The organism is Kitasatospora sp. NPDC058170, from assembly GCF_042883905.1.
GTDB lineage: Bacteria > Actinomycetota > Actinomycetes > Streptomycetales > Streptomycetaceae > Kitasatospora.
Genome location: NZ_JBHVUV010000022.1, coordinates 139951 through 156691, shown reverse-complemented (window position 1 = coordinate 156691; position 16741 = coordinate 139951). Strand labels below are relative to the sequence as shown.

At 73.8% G+C, this 16741-nt stretch carries 14 protein-coding genes and 1 riboswitch; of the genes, 9 read left to right on the top strand and 5 right to left on the bottom strand.

Going from position 1 to position 16741, the window contains the following annotated elements:
- Positions 1 to 76 precede the first annotated feature (76 nt).
- Positions 77 to 544, top strand: a complete 468-nt coding sequence (locus tag ACFVVX_RS24920) for a MarR family winged helix-turn-helix transcriptional regulator (RefSeq protein WP_387948820.1) — start codon at positions 77 to 79, stop codon at positions 542 to 544.
- Positions 545 to 635: 91 nt separating this feature from the next.
- Positions 636 to 2066, top strand: coding sequence for an adenylosuccinate lyase (gene purB / locus ACFVVX_RS24915; protein ID WP_387948819.1), 1431 nt, complete (start codon positions 636 to 638; stop codon positions 2064 to 2066).
- 7 nt (positions 2067 to 2073) lie between these two features.
- On the opposite strand, the gene ACFVVX_RS24910 is transcribed toward purB, so the two are convergent.
- Positions 2074 to 3615, bottom strand: coding sequence for an MFS transporter (locus tag ACFVVX_RS24910; RefSeq protein ID WP_387948818.1), 1542 nt, complete (start codon positions 3613 to 3615; stop codon positions 2074 to 2076).
- Between the two features lie 310 nt (positions 3616 to 3925).
- Positions 3926 to 4085, top strand: a riboswitch (cyclic di-AMP (ydaO/yuaA leader).
- A 3-nt stretch (positions 4086 to 4088) separates the two neighbouring features.
- On the opposite strand from ACFVVX_RS24910, the gene ACFVVX_RS24905 reads away from it, so the two are divergent.
- Entirely contained in the window at positions 4089 to 5120 is a 1032-nt protein-coding gene (locus ACFVVX_RS24905) for a peptidoglycan DD-metalloendopeptidase family protein (RefSeq protein ID WP_387948817.1), read from the top strand.
- Positions 5121 to 5600: 480 nt separating this feature from the next.
- Here ACFVVX_RS24905 and ACFVVX_RS24900 read toward each other — a convergent pair whose 3' ends face one another.
- Positions 5601 to 6320 carry a DUF2470 domain-containing protein gene (locus tag ACFVVX_RS24900; RefSeq protein ID WP_387948816.1) on the bottom strand — a complete coding sequence of 240 codons (720 nt, stop codon included), beginning with the start codon at positions 6318 to 6320 and terminating at the stop codon, positions 5601 to 5603.
- Between the two features lie 177 nt (positions 6321 to 6497).
- Between ACFVVX_RS24900 and ACFVVX_RS24895 the strand changes: the two genes are divergently transcribed.
- Entirely contained in the window at positions 6498 to 7709 is a 1212-nt protein-coding gene (locus ACFVVX_RS24895) for an MFS transporter (RefSeq protein ID WP_387948815.1), read from the top strand.
- Positions 7710 to 7819: 110 nt separating this feature from the next.
- On the opposite strand, the gene ACFVVX_RS24890 is transcribed toward ACFVVX_RS24895, so the two are convergent.
- The 3 genes from ACFVVX_RS24890 to ACFVVX_RS24880 form a co-directional block, all read right to left on the bottom strand.
- Positions 7820 to 8227, bottom strand: coding sequence for a RidA family protein (locus ACFVVX_RS24890; RefSeq protein WP_387948814.1), 408 nt, complete (start codon positions 8225 to 8227; stop codon positions 7820 to 7822).
- Positions 8228 to 8360: 133 nt separating this feature from the next.
- Positions 8361 to 9131, bottom strand: a complete 771-nt coding sequence (locus ACFVVX_RS24885) for an IclR family transcriptional regulator (RefSeq protein ID WP_387948813.1) — start codon at positions 9129 to 9131, stop codon at positions 8361 to 8363.
- A complete protein-coding gene (locus ACFVVX_RS24880) occupies positions 9128 to 10249 on the bottom strand; it encodes a sugar kinase (RefSeq protein ID WP_387948812.1) in 1122 nt (373 codons plus the stop codon). The genes ACFVVX_RS24885 and ACFVVX_RS24880 overlap by 4 nt, the downstream gene beginning before the upstream one ends.
- 211 nt (positions 10250 to 10460) lie before the next feature.
- Here ACFVVX_RS24880 and ACFVVX_RS24875 point away from each other — a divergent pair, with 211 nt between their 5' ends.
- From ACFVVX_RS24875 to ACFVVX_RS24855, 5 genes are all read left to right on the top strand, one after another.
- The gene (locus tag ACFVVX_RS24875) at positions 10461 to 11759 is read left to right on the top strand and encodes an alanine racemase (RefSeq protein ID WP_387948811.1); all 1299 of its coding nucleotides are present in this window, start codon (positions 10461 to 10463) and stop codon (positions 11757 to 11759) included.
- A complete protein-coding gene (locus ACFVVX_RS24870; protein ID WP_387948810.1) occupies positions 11759 to 13366 on the top strand; it encodes an amidohydrolase family protein in 1608 nt (535 codons plus the stop codon). The genes ACFVVX_RS24875 and ACFVVX_RS24870 overlap by 1 nt, the downstream gene beginning before the upstream one ends.
- Positions 13363 to 14007: a bifunctional 4-hydroxy-2-oxoglutarate aldolase/2-dehydro-3-deoxy-phosphogluconate aldolase gene (locus ACFVVX_RS24865; protein ID WP_387948809.1), complete on the top strand. Its 645-nt coding sequence runs from the start codon at positions 13363 to 13365 to the stop codon at positions 14005 to 14007. The genes ACFVVX_RS24870 and ACFVVX_RS24865 overlap by 4 nt, the downstream gene beginning before the upstream one ends.
- Before the next feature lie 303 nt (positions 14008 to 14310).
- Positions 14311 to 15963 (top strand): alpha-amylase family glycosyl hydrolase, encoded by a 1653-nt coding sequence (locus ACFVVX_RS24860; RefSeq protein ID WP_387948808.1) that lies wholly within the window; start codon positions 14311 to 14313, stop codon positions 15961 to 15963.
- A gap of 188 nt (positions 15964 to 16151) precedes the next feature.
- On the top strand, positions 16152 to 16613 hold the full coding sequence (locus ACFVVX_RS24855) for a GNAT family N-acetyltransferase (protein ID WP_387948844.1): 462 nt from the start codon (positions 16152 to 16154) through the stop codon (positions 16611 to 16613).
- The last annotated feature ends 128 nt before the right edge of the window (positions 16614 to 16741 follow it).

Below are 16741 nucleotides of genomic sequence, written 5' to 3'. Positions count from 1 at the left end.
GTCGACCGGTTGGTGATCGGACATTTGCCGTGGTCAAAGCTTGAGTTGCTGAAGGACTCGGCCGTACGCTGGCCCCATGGGTTCGACAGCGACGACGACCGTACCGACCAACGCCGAGTTGATGGAGGCGCTGGCCGCCGTCGGCGCCGCCTACTTCCAGGACTTCGCGGCGGCCGCGGCCCGGCACGGGCTCTCCTCCTCGCAGGCCAAGGCGCTGGGCGCGGTGCAGGAGCCGGTGCCGATGCGCGCGCTGGCCGGGCGGCTCGGCTGTGACGCCTCCAACGTGACCGGGATCGTCGACCGGCTGGAGTCGCTGCGGCTGGCCAACCGGGAGGCGGCGGCGGGCGACCGGCGGGTCAAGATCGTGGTGATCACCGAGCAGGGCCGGGAGATCCTGGGGCTGATCCGCGGCGAGATGGGCCGGACCCACCAGGCCTTCGAGGCGATGAGCGACGAGCAGCGGGTGGCGCTGCACTCGATCTGCGCCCAGGTGCTGCCGGTGCTGAGCGGCCGGATGCCGGCGCCGGCGCCGACCGGCGGCTAGGTCCTGGCCGGTCGGGCCCGGGCGCCCCGTCGCCCGGGCCCACCCGATCCGCTGCCGTTCCGGCTGACCTCGGCTGTTAGGCTTGCGAAGCGTGAGCGCGAAGCCCCTGATCCCCAATGTCCTGGCCTCCCGGTACGCCTCGGCGACCCTGGCCCAGCTGTGGTCCCCCGAGCACAAGGTGGTCCTGGAGCGCCACCTGTGGCTCGCCGTCCTGAAGGCCCAGCAGGACCTCGGCGTCGAGGTGCCCGCCACCGCCGTCGCCGACTACGAGCGGGTCCTCGACCAGGTCGACCTCGACTCGATCGCCGCCCGTGAGCGGATCACCCGCCACGACGTGAAGGCCCGGATCGAGGAGTTCAGCGACCTCGCCGGCCACGAGCAGATCCACAAGGGCATGACGTCCCGGGACCTCACCGAGAACGTCGAGCAGCTGCAGATCCGCCAGTCCCTGGAGCACGTGCGCGACCGCACGGTCGCCGTGCTGGTGCGCCTGGGCCGGATCTCCGCCCAGCACGCCGAGCTGGTCATGGCCGGCCGCTCGCACAACGTGGCCGCGCAGGCCACCACCCTCGGCAAGCGCTTCGCGACCGTCGCCGACGAGCTGCTGGTCGCCTTCAGCCGCCTCGAGGAGCTGATCGCCCGCTACCCGCTGCGCGGGATCAAGGGTCCGGTCGGCACCGCCCAGGACATGCTGGACCTGCTCGGCGGCGACACCGACAAGCTCGCCGAGCTGGAGCGCCGGGTGGCCGGCCACCTGGGCTTCGACAACGTGTTCACCAGCGTCGGCCAGGTCTACCCGCGCTCGCTGGACTTCGAGGTGCTGACGGCACTCGTCCAGCTCTCCGCCGCGCCCTCCAGCCTGGCCAAGACCATCCGGCTGATGGCCGGCCACGAGCTGGTCACCGAGGGCTTCAAGGAGGGCCAGGTCGGCTCCTCCGCGATGCCGCACAAGATGAACACCCGCTCCTGCGAGCGCGTCAACGGCCTGGCCGTCATCCTGCGCGGCTACGCCTCGATGACCGCCGAGCTCGGCGGCGACCAGTGGAACGAGGGCGATGTCTCCTGCTCGGTGGTCCGCCGGGTCGCGCTGCCGGACGCCTTCTTCGCGTTCGACGGCCTGCTGGAGACCTTCCTGACCGTCCTCGACGAGTTCGGCGCCTTCCCCGCCGTGATCGAGGCCGAGCTGGACCGCTACCTGCCGTTCCTCGCCACCACCAAGGTGCTGATGGGGGCGGTGCGCGCGGGCGTCGGCCGGGAGACCGGGCACGAGGTCATCAAGGAGCACGCCGTCGCCTCCGCGCTGGCGATGCGGGCCGGTGCGCGGGAGAACGAGCTGCTGGACCGGCTCGCCGCCGACGAGCGGATCCCGCTGGACCGGGCCGCGCTGGACGCGCTGCTCGCCGACCGGCTGTCCTTCACCGGTGCGGCCGGTGCCCAGGTCGCCGAGGTGGTCCGCCGGATCGAGGCCGTCGCGGCCGCGTACCCCGAGGCCGCCAAGTACGCCCCGGGTGACATTCTCTGACGATTCGTCAGCCTGTCGAAGGCCCCGTCGCCGGTCCGGTGGCGGGGCCTTCGCCGTGCCGCGCCGCGAGGTGGCCCGGGTCCAGCGGTGGGCCGTTGGTGCTGCAGGTCCACTGGCAGTCCGGCTCGGCCACCGGGTGGTCCTCGGTGGCCAGCACGTTGCCCCGGACGGAGGTGAAGGCCACCACCGCGCCGGCGACCAGCAGCCCGGCGCAGATCAGCATCGAGGTGTGGAAGGCCGAGTCCACCGAGGCCGGGACCTGGTAGGCGTCGCCGCTCAGGCCGGCCAGTGCCGGCAGGGCGGCGACCGCGAGCAGGCCTGCCGCGCGGGCGGCCGCGTTGTTGACGCCGCTGGCGATGCCCGCGTGACGGACCTCCACCGCGGCCAGCACGGTGGCGGTCAGCGGCGCCACCAGCAGGACCATCCCGCAGCCCATCACGGTGACGGCGGGCAGGACGTCCGTCCAGTAGGAGGCGTCCGGCCCGATCCGCAGCATCATCAGCACGCCGGCCGCGCAGAGCAGCGGGCCGACGGTGAGCGGCAGCTGCGGCCCGATCCGCTTGCCCAGCCGGCCGGCCCGCGCGGACAGCGCCAGCATCAGCACGGTGATCGGCACCAGGGCCAGCCCGGAGACCAGGGGGGAGAAGCCCGAGACGATCTGCAGCTGGACGACCAGGAGGAAGAAGACGCCGCTGAAGGCCGCGTACACGCAGAGGGTGACCAGGTTGACGGCGGTGAACAGCCGGGAGGAGAAGAGGCCGAGCGGCAGCATCGGCTCCGCGGTGCGGCGCTCGACGGCGACGAAGGCCGCGCCGAGCGCGAGGCCGGCCGCGCCGGTCACCCAGACCCCGGGGGAGAGTCCGCTGCCCGCGGCCGTCAGCGCGTAGGTGACCGCGCCGAGGGCGAGCGCGGCCAGTGCGGCGCCGAGCACGTCGAACCGCCCGGTGGCGCTCTCGTCCCGGCTCTCCGGGACGTGCCGGGACGCGACCGCGACCACCAGGACGGCGAGCGGCACGTTCAAGAGGAAGATCCACCGCCAGCCCGGGCCGTCCACCAGCCAGCCGCCGAGGAAGGGCCCGATCGCGGCCGACACCCCGCCGAGGCCGGACCAGAGGCCGACCGCGGCCGAGCGGTCGTCCGGGTGGAAGACGGCCTGGAGCATCGCCAGTGAGCCGGGGGTGAGCAGTGCCCCGCCGATGCCCTGGACGGCCCGGGCGGCGATCAGCACCCCGATGGTGGGCGCGGCGGCGCAGGCCGCGGAGGCGAGTGCGAACCAGACCACGCCGAGCAGGAAGACCCGGCGCCGCCCGTAGCGGTCGCCGAGCGCCCCGCCGAGCAGGATCAGCCCGGCCAGGGTGAGCAGATAGGCGTTGAGCGTCCACTGCAGGGCGGCGAGCGGAGCACCGAGATCGGTGCCGATCCGGGGCAGGGCGACGTTCACCACCGTGCCGTCGAGCATCGCCATGCTGGAGCCGAGCACGGTCGCCAGTAGTACCCAGCGTCCCTGCGCGGTGCCCAGGCGCAGGGTGCCGGCCTCGGAGGTGGCCACGGCCTGATCGTGCGCCCCGGGGGCCGACGTGACAAGGCTCACCGGCGGTGTGTCGGCGGATGGCTTTCCGTGCGTGATCGCATGCGCACCGGTCATGAAATGGACGGAACGTGGTCGAACGATCGCGGGCGGTCAATGGATTGTGTGCGCACCGCACAGCCGATCATTCGGAGCGTCACGGTGCCCCCGGCTTTTGTTGCGGGTTCAAGAGATCGACATTGCTTCACCCGGACGGATGGGTTTTAGTTCAGCGACCGCCCGGCATTGGCCCGGGTGGCCACCGGGTGGAACGCCTAGTCCTGCCGCTGCCCGGTGGTACGAACTGAACTCTGTTCGGCAGGAGCGGGGGACCCAAAGGTAAGTCGCCGGACCGGAATTCACGGTCCGGCTTGGGGTGAAGCCGCACGTGCGGCCGGGCAACTCCAGCCCGAACCCGACAGCTCACCTCGCAGGCGTCGGAGAGGAAATACCCCATGCCCGCACAGGCTCGTCGTATCGCCCTGCCCCGCGCCGTCCGCATCGGTATCGCCACCGCCGTCACCGGCGCCGCGTTCGCCCTCCCGCTGGTGACCACCATCAGCGCCCAGGCCCACACCGCTCCGGCCGCCAAGACCGAGCAGACCAGCACCTGGACCGGCGCCACCAGCGTCGACGCCACCCCGGCCGCCGCGCAGCAGGCCGCCCCGGCCGCGGCTCCGGCCGCCGCCCAGGCCGACCAGAGCTACAAGGTCGTCGGCGGGGACACCCTGTCGAAGATCGCCGATGCCAAGAACGTCGAGGGCGGCTGGCAGGCGCTGTACGAGCACAACCGCTCGGTCATCGGTGCCAACCCGAACCTGATCTTCCCGGGTCAGCACCTCGCGCTGGCCGCCAAGGCCGCCGCCGCTCCGGCCGCCGCCGAGGCCGCCAAGCCGGCCGCTCCGGCCGCCAAGCCGCAGACCTCGCAGGACTCGGTCAAGCCGGCCGCGAAGGCCGAGGCCCCGAAGCCGGTCCAGGCCGCCAAGCCGGCCCAGGCCCCGGCCACCAAGCCGGCCGCCCCCGCCGCGAAGCCGGCCGCCCCGGCCGCCACCCCGGCCCCGGCCGCCGTCGCCAGCACCTCCGGCTACGTCTCCCCGGTCGCCAACCCGAAGCTCGGCACCGCCTACGGCGTGGCCGGCTCGATGTGGTCCTCCGGCCACCACACCGGCGCCGACTTCGTCGCCTCCACCGGTACCCCGCTGCGCGCCATCGCGGCCGGCACCGTGGTGAAGGCCGGCAACGGCGGCGCCTACGGCAACGAGGTCGAGATCAAGCTCGCCGACGGCAAGTACGCCCAGTACGCGCACCTGTCCTCGATCGGTGTCTCGATCGGCCAGACCGTGACCGCCGGTCAGCAGATCGGCCTGTCGGGCGCGACCGGCAACGTGACCGGCCCGCACCTGCACTTCGAGATCCGCACCGGCTCGGAGTACGGCTCCGACATCGACCCGATCGCCTACCTGCGCGCCCACGGCGTCAGCATCTGATCGGTCGCCCCCGCTGACCGGTCGGCTCCGACCGGTCGGCCCTGATCGGCCGCTTTCGGGCGGCCCTCGGAGCACCGCTGGATGCGGGGCGAACGACCTCCGGGATGGTCATGTCGGGTGACCGCTCGACCGGGGAATCGCCGCACCACAGCGGCACCACGGGCGCGGGACACGCCCAGGCCGGCCCGGTTCGCGAACCTCCTTCGCGAGCCGGGCCGGCCGCTGTCGTTTCCGGGTGCGTTCATGTTCGGCGTGACGGTCCGTCATGTCCTGATGCCTGTAAGCCTGTCCGCCCGCTCATCGGCCGGACAGGACCTAGTGCCGCGTCAGGCAACTTTTGCCCGTCAAGGAGCGGCGTCCGGTGCGTGCTATCGGCGTGCCGGCCGGAAGTCCTCGTACTGGACGTACTTGGGCTTTCGGCCGGTGCGGCGAGAGTGCGTGCCGGGCGTCGTGACGGGGCGAAGGTTGCCTGACGCGGCACTAGTTCCGGTGGGCGGGCAGCCTGTTGTGGGCGACGGTGAGCAGCTGGTGTACCTGCAGGCCGAAGTCCTCGGTGTCCCCGGCGGGTTCGGGGAAGACCAGGCGGACGTCGCGGTGGCCGTGCTGGTGGTCCAGGCGGAGCACCAGGCCGTACCGGTCGAGGGCGAGCGGGCGGACGTCGGGGCGCTCGGCGAGCAGGTTCGGGTCGAGCAGCCGGGTCAGCACGGCGAGCGCGTCGGGGTGGTCGTCGGCCAGGTGGGTGAGCAGCCCGGCCTCGTAGCGGGCGAGCGGGTCGGGCGCGGCGAGGGCGAGGTCGGCGCCGGTGAGCGCGGTGGTGCCGTACGGGGTGGAGAGCACGGCGTGTGCGACGTCCAGGCGCAGGTGGACGCTGAGGCCGTCGTCGGTGAGGTGGGCGAGGTGGAGGCGGCCGGCCAGGGAGACCCGGCCGCGCACACGGTCGCGGACGGCGACCGGGGCGATGTCGGTGAGGTCCAGGACGACGGCGAGTCCCTCGGTGGCGCGGGCGGCGGCGACGGTGAGCGGCGCGTCGAGCGGCGCGCACATGCGCAGTCCGGCGCCGTGCACCGATACCGGGGTGTCGAGTTCGTGGTACTCGCCGCAGGCGCGGACCACCACGGAGGAGGTCGCGGTGAGCAGGCTGCAGACCCGTTCGGCGGCGGTGGGTTCGGGCGCCTCGACGTCGGTGGGGCTCTGGCTCATGACGACCTCCAGTCAGTTAGGTGAGCCTAACCTAATGACTGGAGAGGGTGAGGGCAAGGCGCCACGGTGAATGTGCGGGTGGGGATATGGCGCGCTTGCAAGTATCCGGCGTCCGGTCGTATTGTCGACGCTGGTAGTTGCGTACGCAATCATCCTGCTCTGGAAAGCGGTCCCCTCATGCCCCTCGCGCTCCTGGCGCTGGCGATCAGCGCCTTCGGCATCGGCACCACCGAGTTCGTGATCATGGGCCTGCTGCCCGAGGTCGCCGGCGACTTCTCGGTGTCCATCCCCACCGCCGGCCTGCTCATCTCCGGCTACGCGCTCGGCGTGGTGGTCGGCGGCCCCCTGCTCACCGTCCTCGGCACCAAGGCCCCCCGCAAGGGGATGCTGCTGGCGCTGATGGGCCTGTTCATCGTCGGGAACCTGGTCTCGGCCCTCGCCCCCGCCTACGGACTGCTGCTCGCCGGCCGGGTGCTCGCGGCCTTCGCGCACGGCGCGTTCTTCGGCATCGGCTCGGTGGTGGCGGCCGACCTGGTCGCCCCGCACAAGCGGGCCGGGGCGATCGCCCTGATGTTCACCGGCCTCACCGCCGCCAACGTCCTCGGCGTGCCGATGGGCACCCTGCTCGGCCAGCACTTCGGCTGGCGCTCCACCTTCTACGTGGTCGCGGCGCTCGGCGTGATCGGCTTCGCCGGCATCGCGGCCCTGGTGCCCGTCCAGCCGCGTGCCGAGGACGCCCGGCTCGGCCCGGAGCTCGCGGTCTTCCGCCGGCCGCAGATCTGGCTCGCGCTGACCATGACGGTGTTCGGCTGGGGCGGCATCTTCGCGATGTTCACCTACATCACGCCGATGATGACCGAGCTGGCGGGCTTCGCTGACGGCAGCGTCACCTGGCTGCTGTTCCTGTTCGGCGTCGGCCTGTTCGTCGGCAACCTGTTCGGGGGCTGGTTCGCCGACCGCGCGCTGATGCGCAGCCTGTACGTGATCCTCTCGGTGCTGGCCGTGCTGCTGTTCGCCTTCACCCTCGCCGCACACAGCAAGGTCGGCGCGATCGTGACCATCCCGCTGATCGGCCTGTTCGGCTTCGCGACGGTGGCGCCGCTGCAGAAGCGGGTGATGGACCAGGCCGAAGGCGCGCCCACGCTGGCCTCGGCCGCCAACATCGCCGCGTTCAACCTGGGCAACGCGCTCTCCGCCTGGCTCGGCGGACTGGTCATCTCGTCGGGTCTCGGCTACGACGCGCCGAACTGGGTGGGCGGGCTGCTCACCGTCGCCGCGCTGGCGGTGGCGCTGTTCTCCGGTGCGCTGGAGCGGCGCACGGCGAAGCGGGCCGGGCGGGTGGTGGCCCGCGGCGCCGTCGCGGAGGAGACGGGAGTGGCCGTCGGCTGAGGTCGGCCGCGCCGATGCCTGGCCGGGTCGGACGCCCCGGATGCGCCGGGGCCCGGACGAGGTGTGCCCGTCCGGGCCCCGGCGCACGGCCGGTGATGCACCTGTGGAGGTCAGCCGATGACGGCCTGGGCGTCGATCTCGACCAGCATCGGCTCCTGCGGCAGCTCGACGAAGATCGTGGTGCGGCAGGGCTTCACGCCGCCCGGCTTGATGTTCTCGTCGATGAACTCGGCGTAGACCTCGTTCATCAGGGGGAAGTCGGCGCGCTTGGTGAGGTAGACGCGGAACATCACCACGTCCTCGATGGTGGCCCCACCCGCCTCGACGATCGCCTTGACGTTCTCCAGGGTCCGGCGGGTCTGCGCCTTCACGTCGCCGTGGTGGAGGTACTCGCCGGTGGCCGGGTCCTGCGGGCCCTGGCCGGAGACCTGCAGGATCGGGCCCTTGCGGACGCCCTGGGAGAACATCCAGGCCGGGGCGGGGGCGCCGTCGGTGCGGACTTCGGTCTTGTCGCTCATGTGCTTCCTCGGTGGTGGCGGGTGCCGCGGGCGGCTCGGTGGGCCGGCCGGGTGGATCGGCCGGGTGGATCGGCCGGGCAGGCCGGGTGGGCCTGGTCCGGCGTGGTCGGGCGGGTCGGGCGGGTCGGGCGGGTCAGTCGGTCCTGGGGGGCCGGGGAGTCCGGGGGGTCTGCCCGCAGTCGGCGGAGACGGCGCGCGCGGTGGCGAGGAGGGCCGGGAGGAGCTCCAGGACCTGCTCGTAGGGCAGGACGACGTCCGGGACGGAGATGGAGACCGCCGCGACGACCCGCCCGGTGGCATCCCGGACGGGCGCGGCCACGCAGTTGATGAAGGCCTCGTGCTCGGCGTGGTCCTGGGCCCAGCCCTGGGCGGCGACCTGGTCCAGCTCGGCGAGCAGGGCCTCGGGGGTGGTGAGGGTGCGGGCGGTGTGCGGGGTGAAGTCGATGCCGGCCGCCACCCGGCGGCGCTCGGCCGGCGGGAGGTCGGCGAGCAGCACCTTGGAGACGGCCGCGCTGTGCAGGGCGGCCGTCAGGCCGATCCGCGAGTACATCCGCACCGGGTGCCGGGAGTCGTACTTGTCGATGTAGACGACCTCGCCGCCCTCGTAGGCGGCCAGGTGGACGGTCTGGCCGGTGGCCGCGTTGAGCTCCGCGAGGTGCGGCGCGGCGATCCGGCGGATGCCGCGCTGCTCCAGGGCGAGGCCGGAGAGGGCGAACAGGCCGGCGCCGAGGTGGTAGCGGTAGGCGGCGTCCCGGTGGACGAACCGCTCCTCCTCCAGGCTCTGCAGCAGCCGCAGCACGGTGGTCTTGTGCACGCCGAGCACCTCGGCCAGCTGGTCGAGGGAGCGCTCGCCCTCGCCCAGCTCGGCGAGGATGCGCAGGGCGCGGCTGACGGTCTGGCTCATCGTGCTCCAAGGGCCGGGGTCGCGGCCGGTCGGGGGTCGGAGGCACTGCCCCCGGGCACGGGCAGTACCGGGGACACGATGCCATCCGCCGACACCCGGGTGGCGGCCCACTGCGCGGGTGAGGCGTCGAGCAGGGCCGCGACCACCGGTGCGGGCGGCAGCTCGGCCTGGTCGCCGTGGGCGGTCAGGGCGCAGGCCGCGGCCAGGTGGCCCAGCCGCAGCCGGCGGCGCTGGTCCAGGCCGCGCAGGGTGCCGGCCAGGTAGCCGGCCGCGAAGGCGTCGCCGGCCCCGGTGGCCTCCACCACCTCGACGGTGAGCGCCGTCTCGGCGGCCGAGGTGCCGTCCCGGCCCAGCGCCGTGACGATGCGGTCGGCGTCCTTGACCACCAGGGTGGCCGGGGAGGGGAAGCGGCGGCGCAGCTCCTGCGGGTCGCCGGTGCCGAAGGCGGCCTCGGCCTCGTCGGCGCCCAGCAGCAGCAGGTCGGCGGCGTCCAGCAGGGGCGGCAGTACCGCCGGGTCGCGCTCGCGCCACAGTGCCGGGCGCCAGTTGAGGTCGAAGCTGACCAGCCGGCCCGGGCGGCGCTCGGCGAGGAGCGCGCGGACCAGGGCCAGGCAGTCGTCGGAGAGCGCGGGGGTGATGCCGGACAGGTGCAGCAGCCGGGCGCCGGCCAGCAGCCGGGCCGCGACCGGGTCGTCCAGCAGGGCGGGGGACAGGGCGGAGGCCGCCGAGCCCCTGCGGTGGTAGTGCAGCCGGCTGCGCCCCGGGCCGAGGTCGTGGCGGCGGCCGGTGCTGCCGCCGACCTCCTTGAGGTAGATGCCGGTCGGGCGGTGCGGATCGACGGCGACGGCCGACGCGTCCACCCCGCGCGCGGTCAGCTCGCCGACCAGGCGGCGGCCGAAGCCGTCGTCCCCGACCCGGCTGATCCAGGCGCTCGGTACGCCGAGCGCGGCGAGCGCGCCCGCCACATTGGACTCCGCGCCGCCGACCGAGAGCCGGAAGCCGTCCACCGATTCCAGCGGGCCCGGCCGGTCGGGCAGCAGGACGGCCATCGACTCGCCCACGCACACCGCCTCGGCGGGGCGGGCCGCTGCGGTCACGGCGGCGTCCTGTCGTGGCATGTGCTGGGCTCCTCGCGTCCTGCGGCCGACGGGGCCGACCGCGGTCGACCCCGTCGCCCTCGTCGGTGGTCCGCCCCGCCGGTCGCCGCCGTCCGGTGTCGGGTGACGTTCGCCGTTCGTTGACCTTGGTCCGGCGCTGATGCTAGAACCGTGATGCCAGCATGTGCAACCCTCGTTGCACATGTTGCAACATGAGCAATGGAGGATGACGGTGGACCAGACCTTCGCAAGCAGCGGCACCGGGCCGGGCATCGACGCCGGCAAGGTGGCGGCGCTCGCCGACGAGGAGCTCGACTGGCGGTTCAAGGCCCTGCCGCCCGAGGCCTGGGGCCTCAGCGTCCGGGACTACCTCGCCACCCGGCCCGGGCTCGCCGACCTCGGGACCCCGCTGCTCACCCTGGACGCCGCCGCACTCGACCACAACGTGCGGACCATGGCCGCCTGGTGCGCCGATGCCGGGGTGGCGCTCGCCCCGCACGGCAAGACGACCATGGCGCCCGCGCTCTGGCAGGCCCAACTCGACGCCGGCAGCCACGGCATCACGCTGGCCAACCTGCCGCAGGTGCGGGTCGCCCGGGCCTTCGGCGTGCAGCGGATCCTGCTCGCCAACACCCTGCTCGACCCGGCCGGGCTGGCCTGGCTCGCGGGCGAACTGGACGGCGACCCGGACTTCTCCTTCGTCTCCTGGGCCGACTCCACCGAGAGCGTCCGGCTGATGGACGAGGCGCTGCGCGCCGCCGGGGCCGGCCGGCCGGTGGAGGTCCTGGTCGAGCTCGGCGGACCAGGCGGCCGCACCGGCACCCGGAGCGTCGAGGAGGCCGTCGAGGTCGCGGCGGCCGTGCTGCGCGCCCCGACGCTGCGCCTCGCGGGCGTCGGCGGATACGAGGGCGCGCTCGCCCACGACGCGAGCGCCGAGGGGCTGGCCACGGTACGCGGTTACCTGCGCACACTGGTCGCCCTGCACACCCGGCTGAGCGGCGCCCAGACCGACGGCGAACCGGTGGTGACCGCCGGAGGCAGTGCCTACTTCGACCTGGTGGTCGAGGAGTTGGCCTCCCTCACCGACGCCCGGGTGGTACTCCGCTCGGGCGCCTACATCGCGCACGACGACGGCTTCTACCGGGGCATCTCGCCGCTCGTCCGGGGCGCCGGCGAACGGCCGTTCCGCAGCGCCCTGCACGGCTGGGCTCGGGTGGTCTCCCGGCCCGAGCCGCAACTGGCCCTGCTGGACGCGGGCAAGCGCGACCTGCCCTTCGACGAGGGGCTGCCGGAGCCGCAACTCGTCCGGGGCGGAGCAGCGTTGACCGGTACCACGGCCCACGTCAGCGCGCTCAACGACCAGCACGCCTTCCTGCGTGACGCCGGAGACCTCGCACCCGTCGGAGCCGTCCTGCGGCTCGGGATCTCCCACCCGTGCACCGCCTTCGACAAGTGGACGATGCTCCCGGTGCTGGACGACGCGAATGCCGCGGAGCCGCAGGTCACCGGCCTGGTGAGGACCTACTTCTGATGGACGACCAGCTCGTCTTCAAGGGGGCGACCGTCATCGACGGCACCGGCGCCGAGCGCTACCGGGCCGACGTGCGGATCGGACGCGGGCTGATCACCGGGATCGGACCGGGCCTGGACGGCGGCCGCACGGTCGACGCGGACGGGCTGGTGCTCGCCCCCGGATTCATCGACATGCACGCCCACTCCGACCTGGCGCTGCTGCTCGAACCCGAGCACCCCGCCAAGGTCACCCAGGGCGTCACCTGCGAAGTCCTCGGGCAGGACGGCCTGTCGTACGCACCGGTGGACGACACCACGCTCGCCGCGTTGCGCCGCCAGATCGCCGGCTGGAACGGTGACCCGGAGGGCTTCGACTGGGACTGGCGCACGGTCGGCCAGTACCTCGACCGGCTGGACCGGGCGGGTGCCGGCGTCAACGCCTGCTACCTCGTCCCGCACGGCTCCCTGCGGATGCTCGCCATGGGGTGGGAGAACCGCGCCCCGAGCGCCGCCGAACTCGGCCGGATGCGGGAGCTGTTGGCGCAGGGCCTGGCCGAGGGCGCGGTCGGCCTGTCCAGCGGGCTCAGCTACACCCCCGGGATGTACGCGGGGACGGACGAGCTGGTCGAGCTGTGCCGGGTCGTCGCCGCCTTCGACGGCTTCCACGCGCCGCACCAGCGCTCCTACGGCGCGGGCGCCCTGGAGGGCTACGCGGAGATGGTGGAGATCGCCCGGCGCTCCGGCTGCTCGCTGCACCTCACCCACGCCACCATGAACTTCGGCGTCAACCAGGGCCGGGCGGGGGAGTTGCTGACCCTGGTCGACCAGGCGCTGGCCGACGGCGTGGACCTCACCCTGGACAGCTACCCCTACCTGCCCGGGTCCACCACCCTGGCCGCCCTGCTGCCGAGTTGGGCCACCGAGGGCGGTCCGCAGGCCACCCTGGCCAGGCTGGTCGACCCCGGCGTACGGGAGCGGGTGCGCCACGCGGTGGAGGAGCAGGGCAGCGACGGCTGCCACGGGGTGGTCACCGACTGGGCCACCATCCAGATCTCCGGCGTCCGCGCGCCGGCCCTGGCGGACACCGTCGGGCGCACGGTCGCCGAACTCGCCGCCGAGCGGGGGCGCAGCGGCACCGAGGTCTTCCTGGACCTGCTGAGCGCCGACGAGTTGGCGACCACGATCCTGCAGCACGTCGGCCACGAGGAGAACGTCCGGGCCATCATGCGCCACCGGGCGCACACCGTCGGCAGTGACGGCCTGCTGGTCGGGGCCCGCCCGCACCCGCGGGCCTGGGGCACCTTCCCCCGCTACCTCGGCCACTACGGCCGGGAGTTGGGTGTCCTCACGCTGGAGGAGGCGATCGCCCGGATGACCGGCCGCCCGGCCCGCCGGCTGCGGCTGGAACGGCGCGGCCTGATCGTCGCCGGGCACCACGCCGACCTGGTGCTGTTCGACCCCGAACGCGTCCAGGACGCCGCCACCTTCGACCACCCCCGGCGGCCCGCCGTCGGGATCGAGCACGTCTACGTCAACGGCACCGCCGTCGTCCGGCAGGGCCGCACCACGGGCGCACGCCCCGGCCGCACCCTGCGCCGCACCGAGCGAGGAACCCGAGCCGCATGAGCCCTGTCGAACCCGTCATCGCCACCGCGCGCGCCGCGCTGGCCGCCGATCCGGTGATCGCCGTCGTCCGGGCCCCCCGGATACCGGACGCGGCCGCGCTCTGCGCCGCGCTCGCCGAGGGCGGCATCACCTGGACCGAATTCACCTACACCACGCCGGATGTGACGACCCATCTGCGTCGGGCCGCCGACGCCGGATGGCGGGTCGGCGTCGGTACCGTGCTGACCGCGGAGCAGGCCGAGCGGGGCGTCGAGGCCGGCGCGTCTTTCCTGGTCACACCCGGCTGCCGCCCCGAGGTCGCGGCCGCCGCCCACGCCGCCGCCGTACCGGCGGTGCTCGGCGCGCTCACCCCCACCGAGGTCGCCCGGGCCGTGGACCTGGGGGCCGCCGCCGTCAAGATCTTCCCCGCCCGCGCCTTCGGACCCGGGTACTTCAAGGATCTGCGCGGGCCCTACCCCGACGTCTCCCTGGTGGCCTCCGGTGGCGTCAACGCGGGCAATGCCGCCGACTTCCTCGCGCACGGCGCGCTCGCCGTCTGCGCGGGGACGGACGTGGTGCCCCCGGAGGTGGTGGCGGCCGGTGACTGGGCGGAGATCACCCGCCGGGCCAAGGCGTTCACGGCGGCCTGCGGGGCGCGTTGAGGGTTTGCGGGGCGCGTTGAGGGCTTGCGGGGGTCCTGGGCGGGGGCGGCTCGGGTGGTCGCGGGCTGGGCGGGTCGGGGTCGTGCGGGCCCTGAGTGGTGCGGGTGGTGCGGGGTTGTGAGGGCCTGAGTGGTGCGGGCGGTGCGGGGTTGTGAGGGCCTGAGTGGTGCGGGCGGTGCGGGCCTGAGTGGCCCCGGGCGTGAGGGCGGCCGCCGGGACCGGTGAGGCGGACTGTCGGGACGGCCGGGATTGGACGAGAATCTGAGACCCGGCCCCCGGCACCCGGCAGGAGGATCCACCACCATGACCTCGACCCGTCCCGGCCCCGACTGGCTGGCCGACGCAGTCCTGTACCAGATCTACCCGCAGACCTTCGCCGACTCCGACGGGGACGGCATCGGCGACTTCGCCGGCATCGCGGAGCACCTGGACCACCTCGCCTGGCTCGGCGTCGACACCGTCTGGCTCAACCCCTGCTTCGCCTCGCCGTTCCGCGACGCCGGGTACGACATCAGCGACTACCTCGCGCCCGCGCCGCGCTACGGCGGTACCGAGGACCTGGTGGCCCTGGTCGAGGCCGCCCGCCGCAAGGGCATCCGGATCCTGCTCGACCTGGTCGCCGGGCACACCTCGGACCGGCACCCCTGGTTCCTGGCCGCCGCCGAGGACCCGGGCGACCACCGCTACATCTGGTCCGGCACACCGGTGGACGGCTTCGTCGCCTCGCCCGGCAGCCGCCCCGGCTGGTACCGGCCGAACTTCTTCGACTGTCAGCCCGCCCTCAACTTCGGCTACGCGCGCAGCCGTTCCGACCAGCCCTGGCGCCAGTCGGTCGACGCCGAGGGCCCGCGCGCCAACCGGGCCGCGCTGCGCGAGATCATGTCGCACTGGCTCGGCCTCGGCCTGGCCGGGTTCCGCGTCGACATGGCGTCCTCGCTGGTCAAGGACGACCCGGGGTTCACCGAGACCGCCAAGCTCTGGACCGAGCTGCGCGACTGGCTCGACCGCACCCACCCGCAGGCCGCGTTGTTCGCCGAGTGGGGCGAGCCGGCCACCGCCGTCGCGGCCGGCTTCCACGCCGACTTCTTCCTCCAGTTCGGCGGCCCCGACAAGGGCCTGCCGCTGCGCTCGCTGTTCAACAACAACGCCGGCACGGTCGAGGAGTTCTGGCAGCAGGGGGCCTGCTACTTCGACGCCGAGGGCCGGGGCACCCCGCAGGTCTTCCTGGACGCCTGGCGCTCGGCCGCCGAACTGACCGAGGGCGCCGGGTACATCGCCCTGCCCACCGCCAACCACGACTTCTCGCGGCTCGCCACCGGCCCGCGCACCGCCGAGCAGCTCGCCCCCGCCTTCGCCCTCCTGCTCACCTGGCCCACCCTGCCCGCCGTGTACTACGGCGACGAGATCGGCATGCGCTACCTGCCCGGGCTGCCCGACACCGAGGGCAGTGTGCTCGGCCCGCGCTACAACCGGGCCGGCTCGCGCACCCCCATGCAGTGGGCTCCCGGGCCGAACGCGGGGTTCTCCACCGCGCCCGCCGAGCGGCTCTACCTGCCCGTCGACCCGGACCGGGGGCGGCCCGACGTGGCCACCCAGCGGGCCGACCCGACGTCGCTGCTGCACACCGTCCGCCGACTGGTGGCGCTGCGCCGGTCCCACCCGGGGCTGGGCGCGGGCGGTTCGGTGGAGGTGCGGCATGCGGGCTATCCGCTGGTGTACACCCGGGCCGGGCGGTACCTGGTCGTGGTCAACCCGCGGCGGGATCCGGCGGTGGTGCCGCTGGGGGCTTCGTCGTCCGAGGCTTCGTCGTCCGATGCTTCGGTGTCCGGGACTCCGGTGTCCGGGGCTTCGTCGTCAGGTGCGGTGGTGCGGCCGCTGGACGTGCAGGGCGTGCGGGTGACGGGTGGGGAGATCCGGGCGGAGGGGTTCTCGTACGGGGTGTTCGAGCTGCTCTGAGGCGGCGCGGGGCCCGGCTGGCGGTGGCGGCGGTGGCGGCAGGGGCGGCGGACAGGCCGCAGCGCTGCGCTGCGGGCTTCGCCCCTGCCCTGTCCTCCGTCACTGTCTAAGCTTCCTCCGTGAACGAAACCACGCAGGACCTGCAGATCAGATCGGGTGGCCTGGCCGACGCACCGGCCGTGCTGGACATGCTCGACTCCGCGGTGGTCTGGATGAACGGTCGCGGCAACACCGAGCAGTGGGGCACGACGCCGTACTCGCAGAAGCCCGGCGGGGTGGCGAGGGTCGAGCGCTACCTGACCGAGAACACGCCCTACATGGCGGAGTTGGGCGGAACGCCCGTCGGCGCCCTGGTGCTGGACTCCGGGCCCAGCCCGCAGCTGCCGATCGCGCCGGCCGGGGAACCCGAGCGGTACGTCCGGTTGCTGATCTCGGACCGGCGGCATGCCGGTCGGGGCATCGGGGCAGCGCTGCTGGACCACGCCGTCGAGGAGACCCGGCGGGCCGGTGCGGCGCTGCTGCGGGTCGACTGCTGGGCGGGCGGCGGAGGCGAACTGGTCGCGTTCTACGAGCGCAACGGCTTCACCCCCACCGATCGCTTCCTCTCCGGGGACTGGCCGGGACAGGTCTTGGCCCGGCGGGTCGGCTGACGGCGCCGGACGCCCGCCGTCGGACGCCCCGGACGCCCGCCACCGGACGCCCCCGGTCGCCCCGGCGGGGGCGTGCCGACCATCGGCCGCAAGGAGGAGCCCCTGGTGGGGAAGTGGCTCCGGCGGGG

Coding starts and splice junctions, on each gene's coding strand:
- ACFVVX_RS24860 (WP_387948808.1), top strand. CDS start 14,311: ATGACCTCGACCCGTCCCGGCCCCGACTGGCTGGCCGACGCAGTCCTG.
- ACFVVX_RS24900 (WP_387948816.1), bottom strand. CDS start 6,320: ATGAGCCAGAGCCCCACCGACGTCGAGGCGCCCGAACCCACCGCCGCC.
- ACFVVX_RS24880 (WP_387948812.1), bottom strand. CDS start 10,249: ATGCCACGACAGGACGCCGCCGTGACCGCAGCGGCCCGCCCCGCCGAG.
- ACFVVX_RS24870 (WP_387948810.1), top strand. CDS start 11,759: ATGGACGACCAGCTCGTCTTCAAGGGGGCGACCGTCATCGACGGCACC.
- ACFVVX_RS24885 (WP_387948813.1), bottom strand. CDS start 9,131: ATGAGCCAGACCGTCAGCCGCGCCCTGCGCATCCTCGCCGAGCTGGGC.
- ACFVVX_RS24895 (WP_387948815.1), top strand. CDS start 6,498: ATGCCCCTCGCGCTCCTGGCGCTGGCGATCAGCGCCTTCGGCATCGGC.
- ACFVVX_RS24905 (WP_387948817.1), top strand. CDS start 4,089: ATGCCCGCACAGGCTCGTCGTATCGCCCTGCCCCGCGCCGTCCGCATC.
- ACFVVX_RS24855 (WP_387948844.1), top strand. CDS start 16,152: ATGCTCGACTCCGCGGTGGTCTGGATGAACGGTCGCGGCAACACCGAG.
- ACFVVX_RS24890 (WP_387948814.1), bottom strand. CDS start 8,227: ATGAGCGACAAGACCGAAGTCCGCACCGACGGCGCCCCCGCCCCGGCC.
- ACFVVX_RS24920 (WP_387948820.1), top strand. CDS start 77: ATGGGTTCGACAGCGACGACGACCGTACCGACCAACGCCGAGTTGATG.
- ACFVVX_RS24865 (WP_387948809.1), top strand. CDS start 13,363: ATGAGCCCTGTCGAACCCGTCATCGCCACCGCGCGCGCCGCGCTGGCC.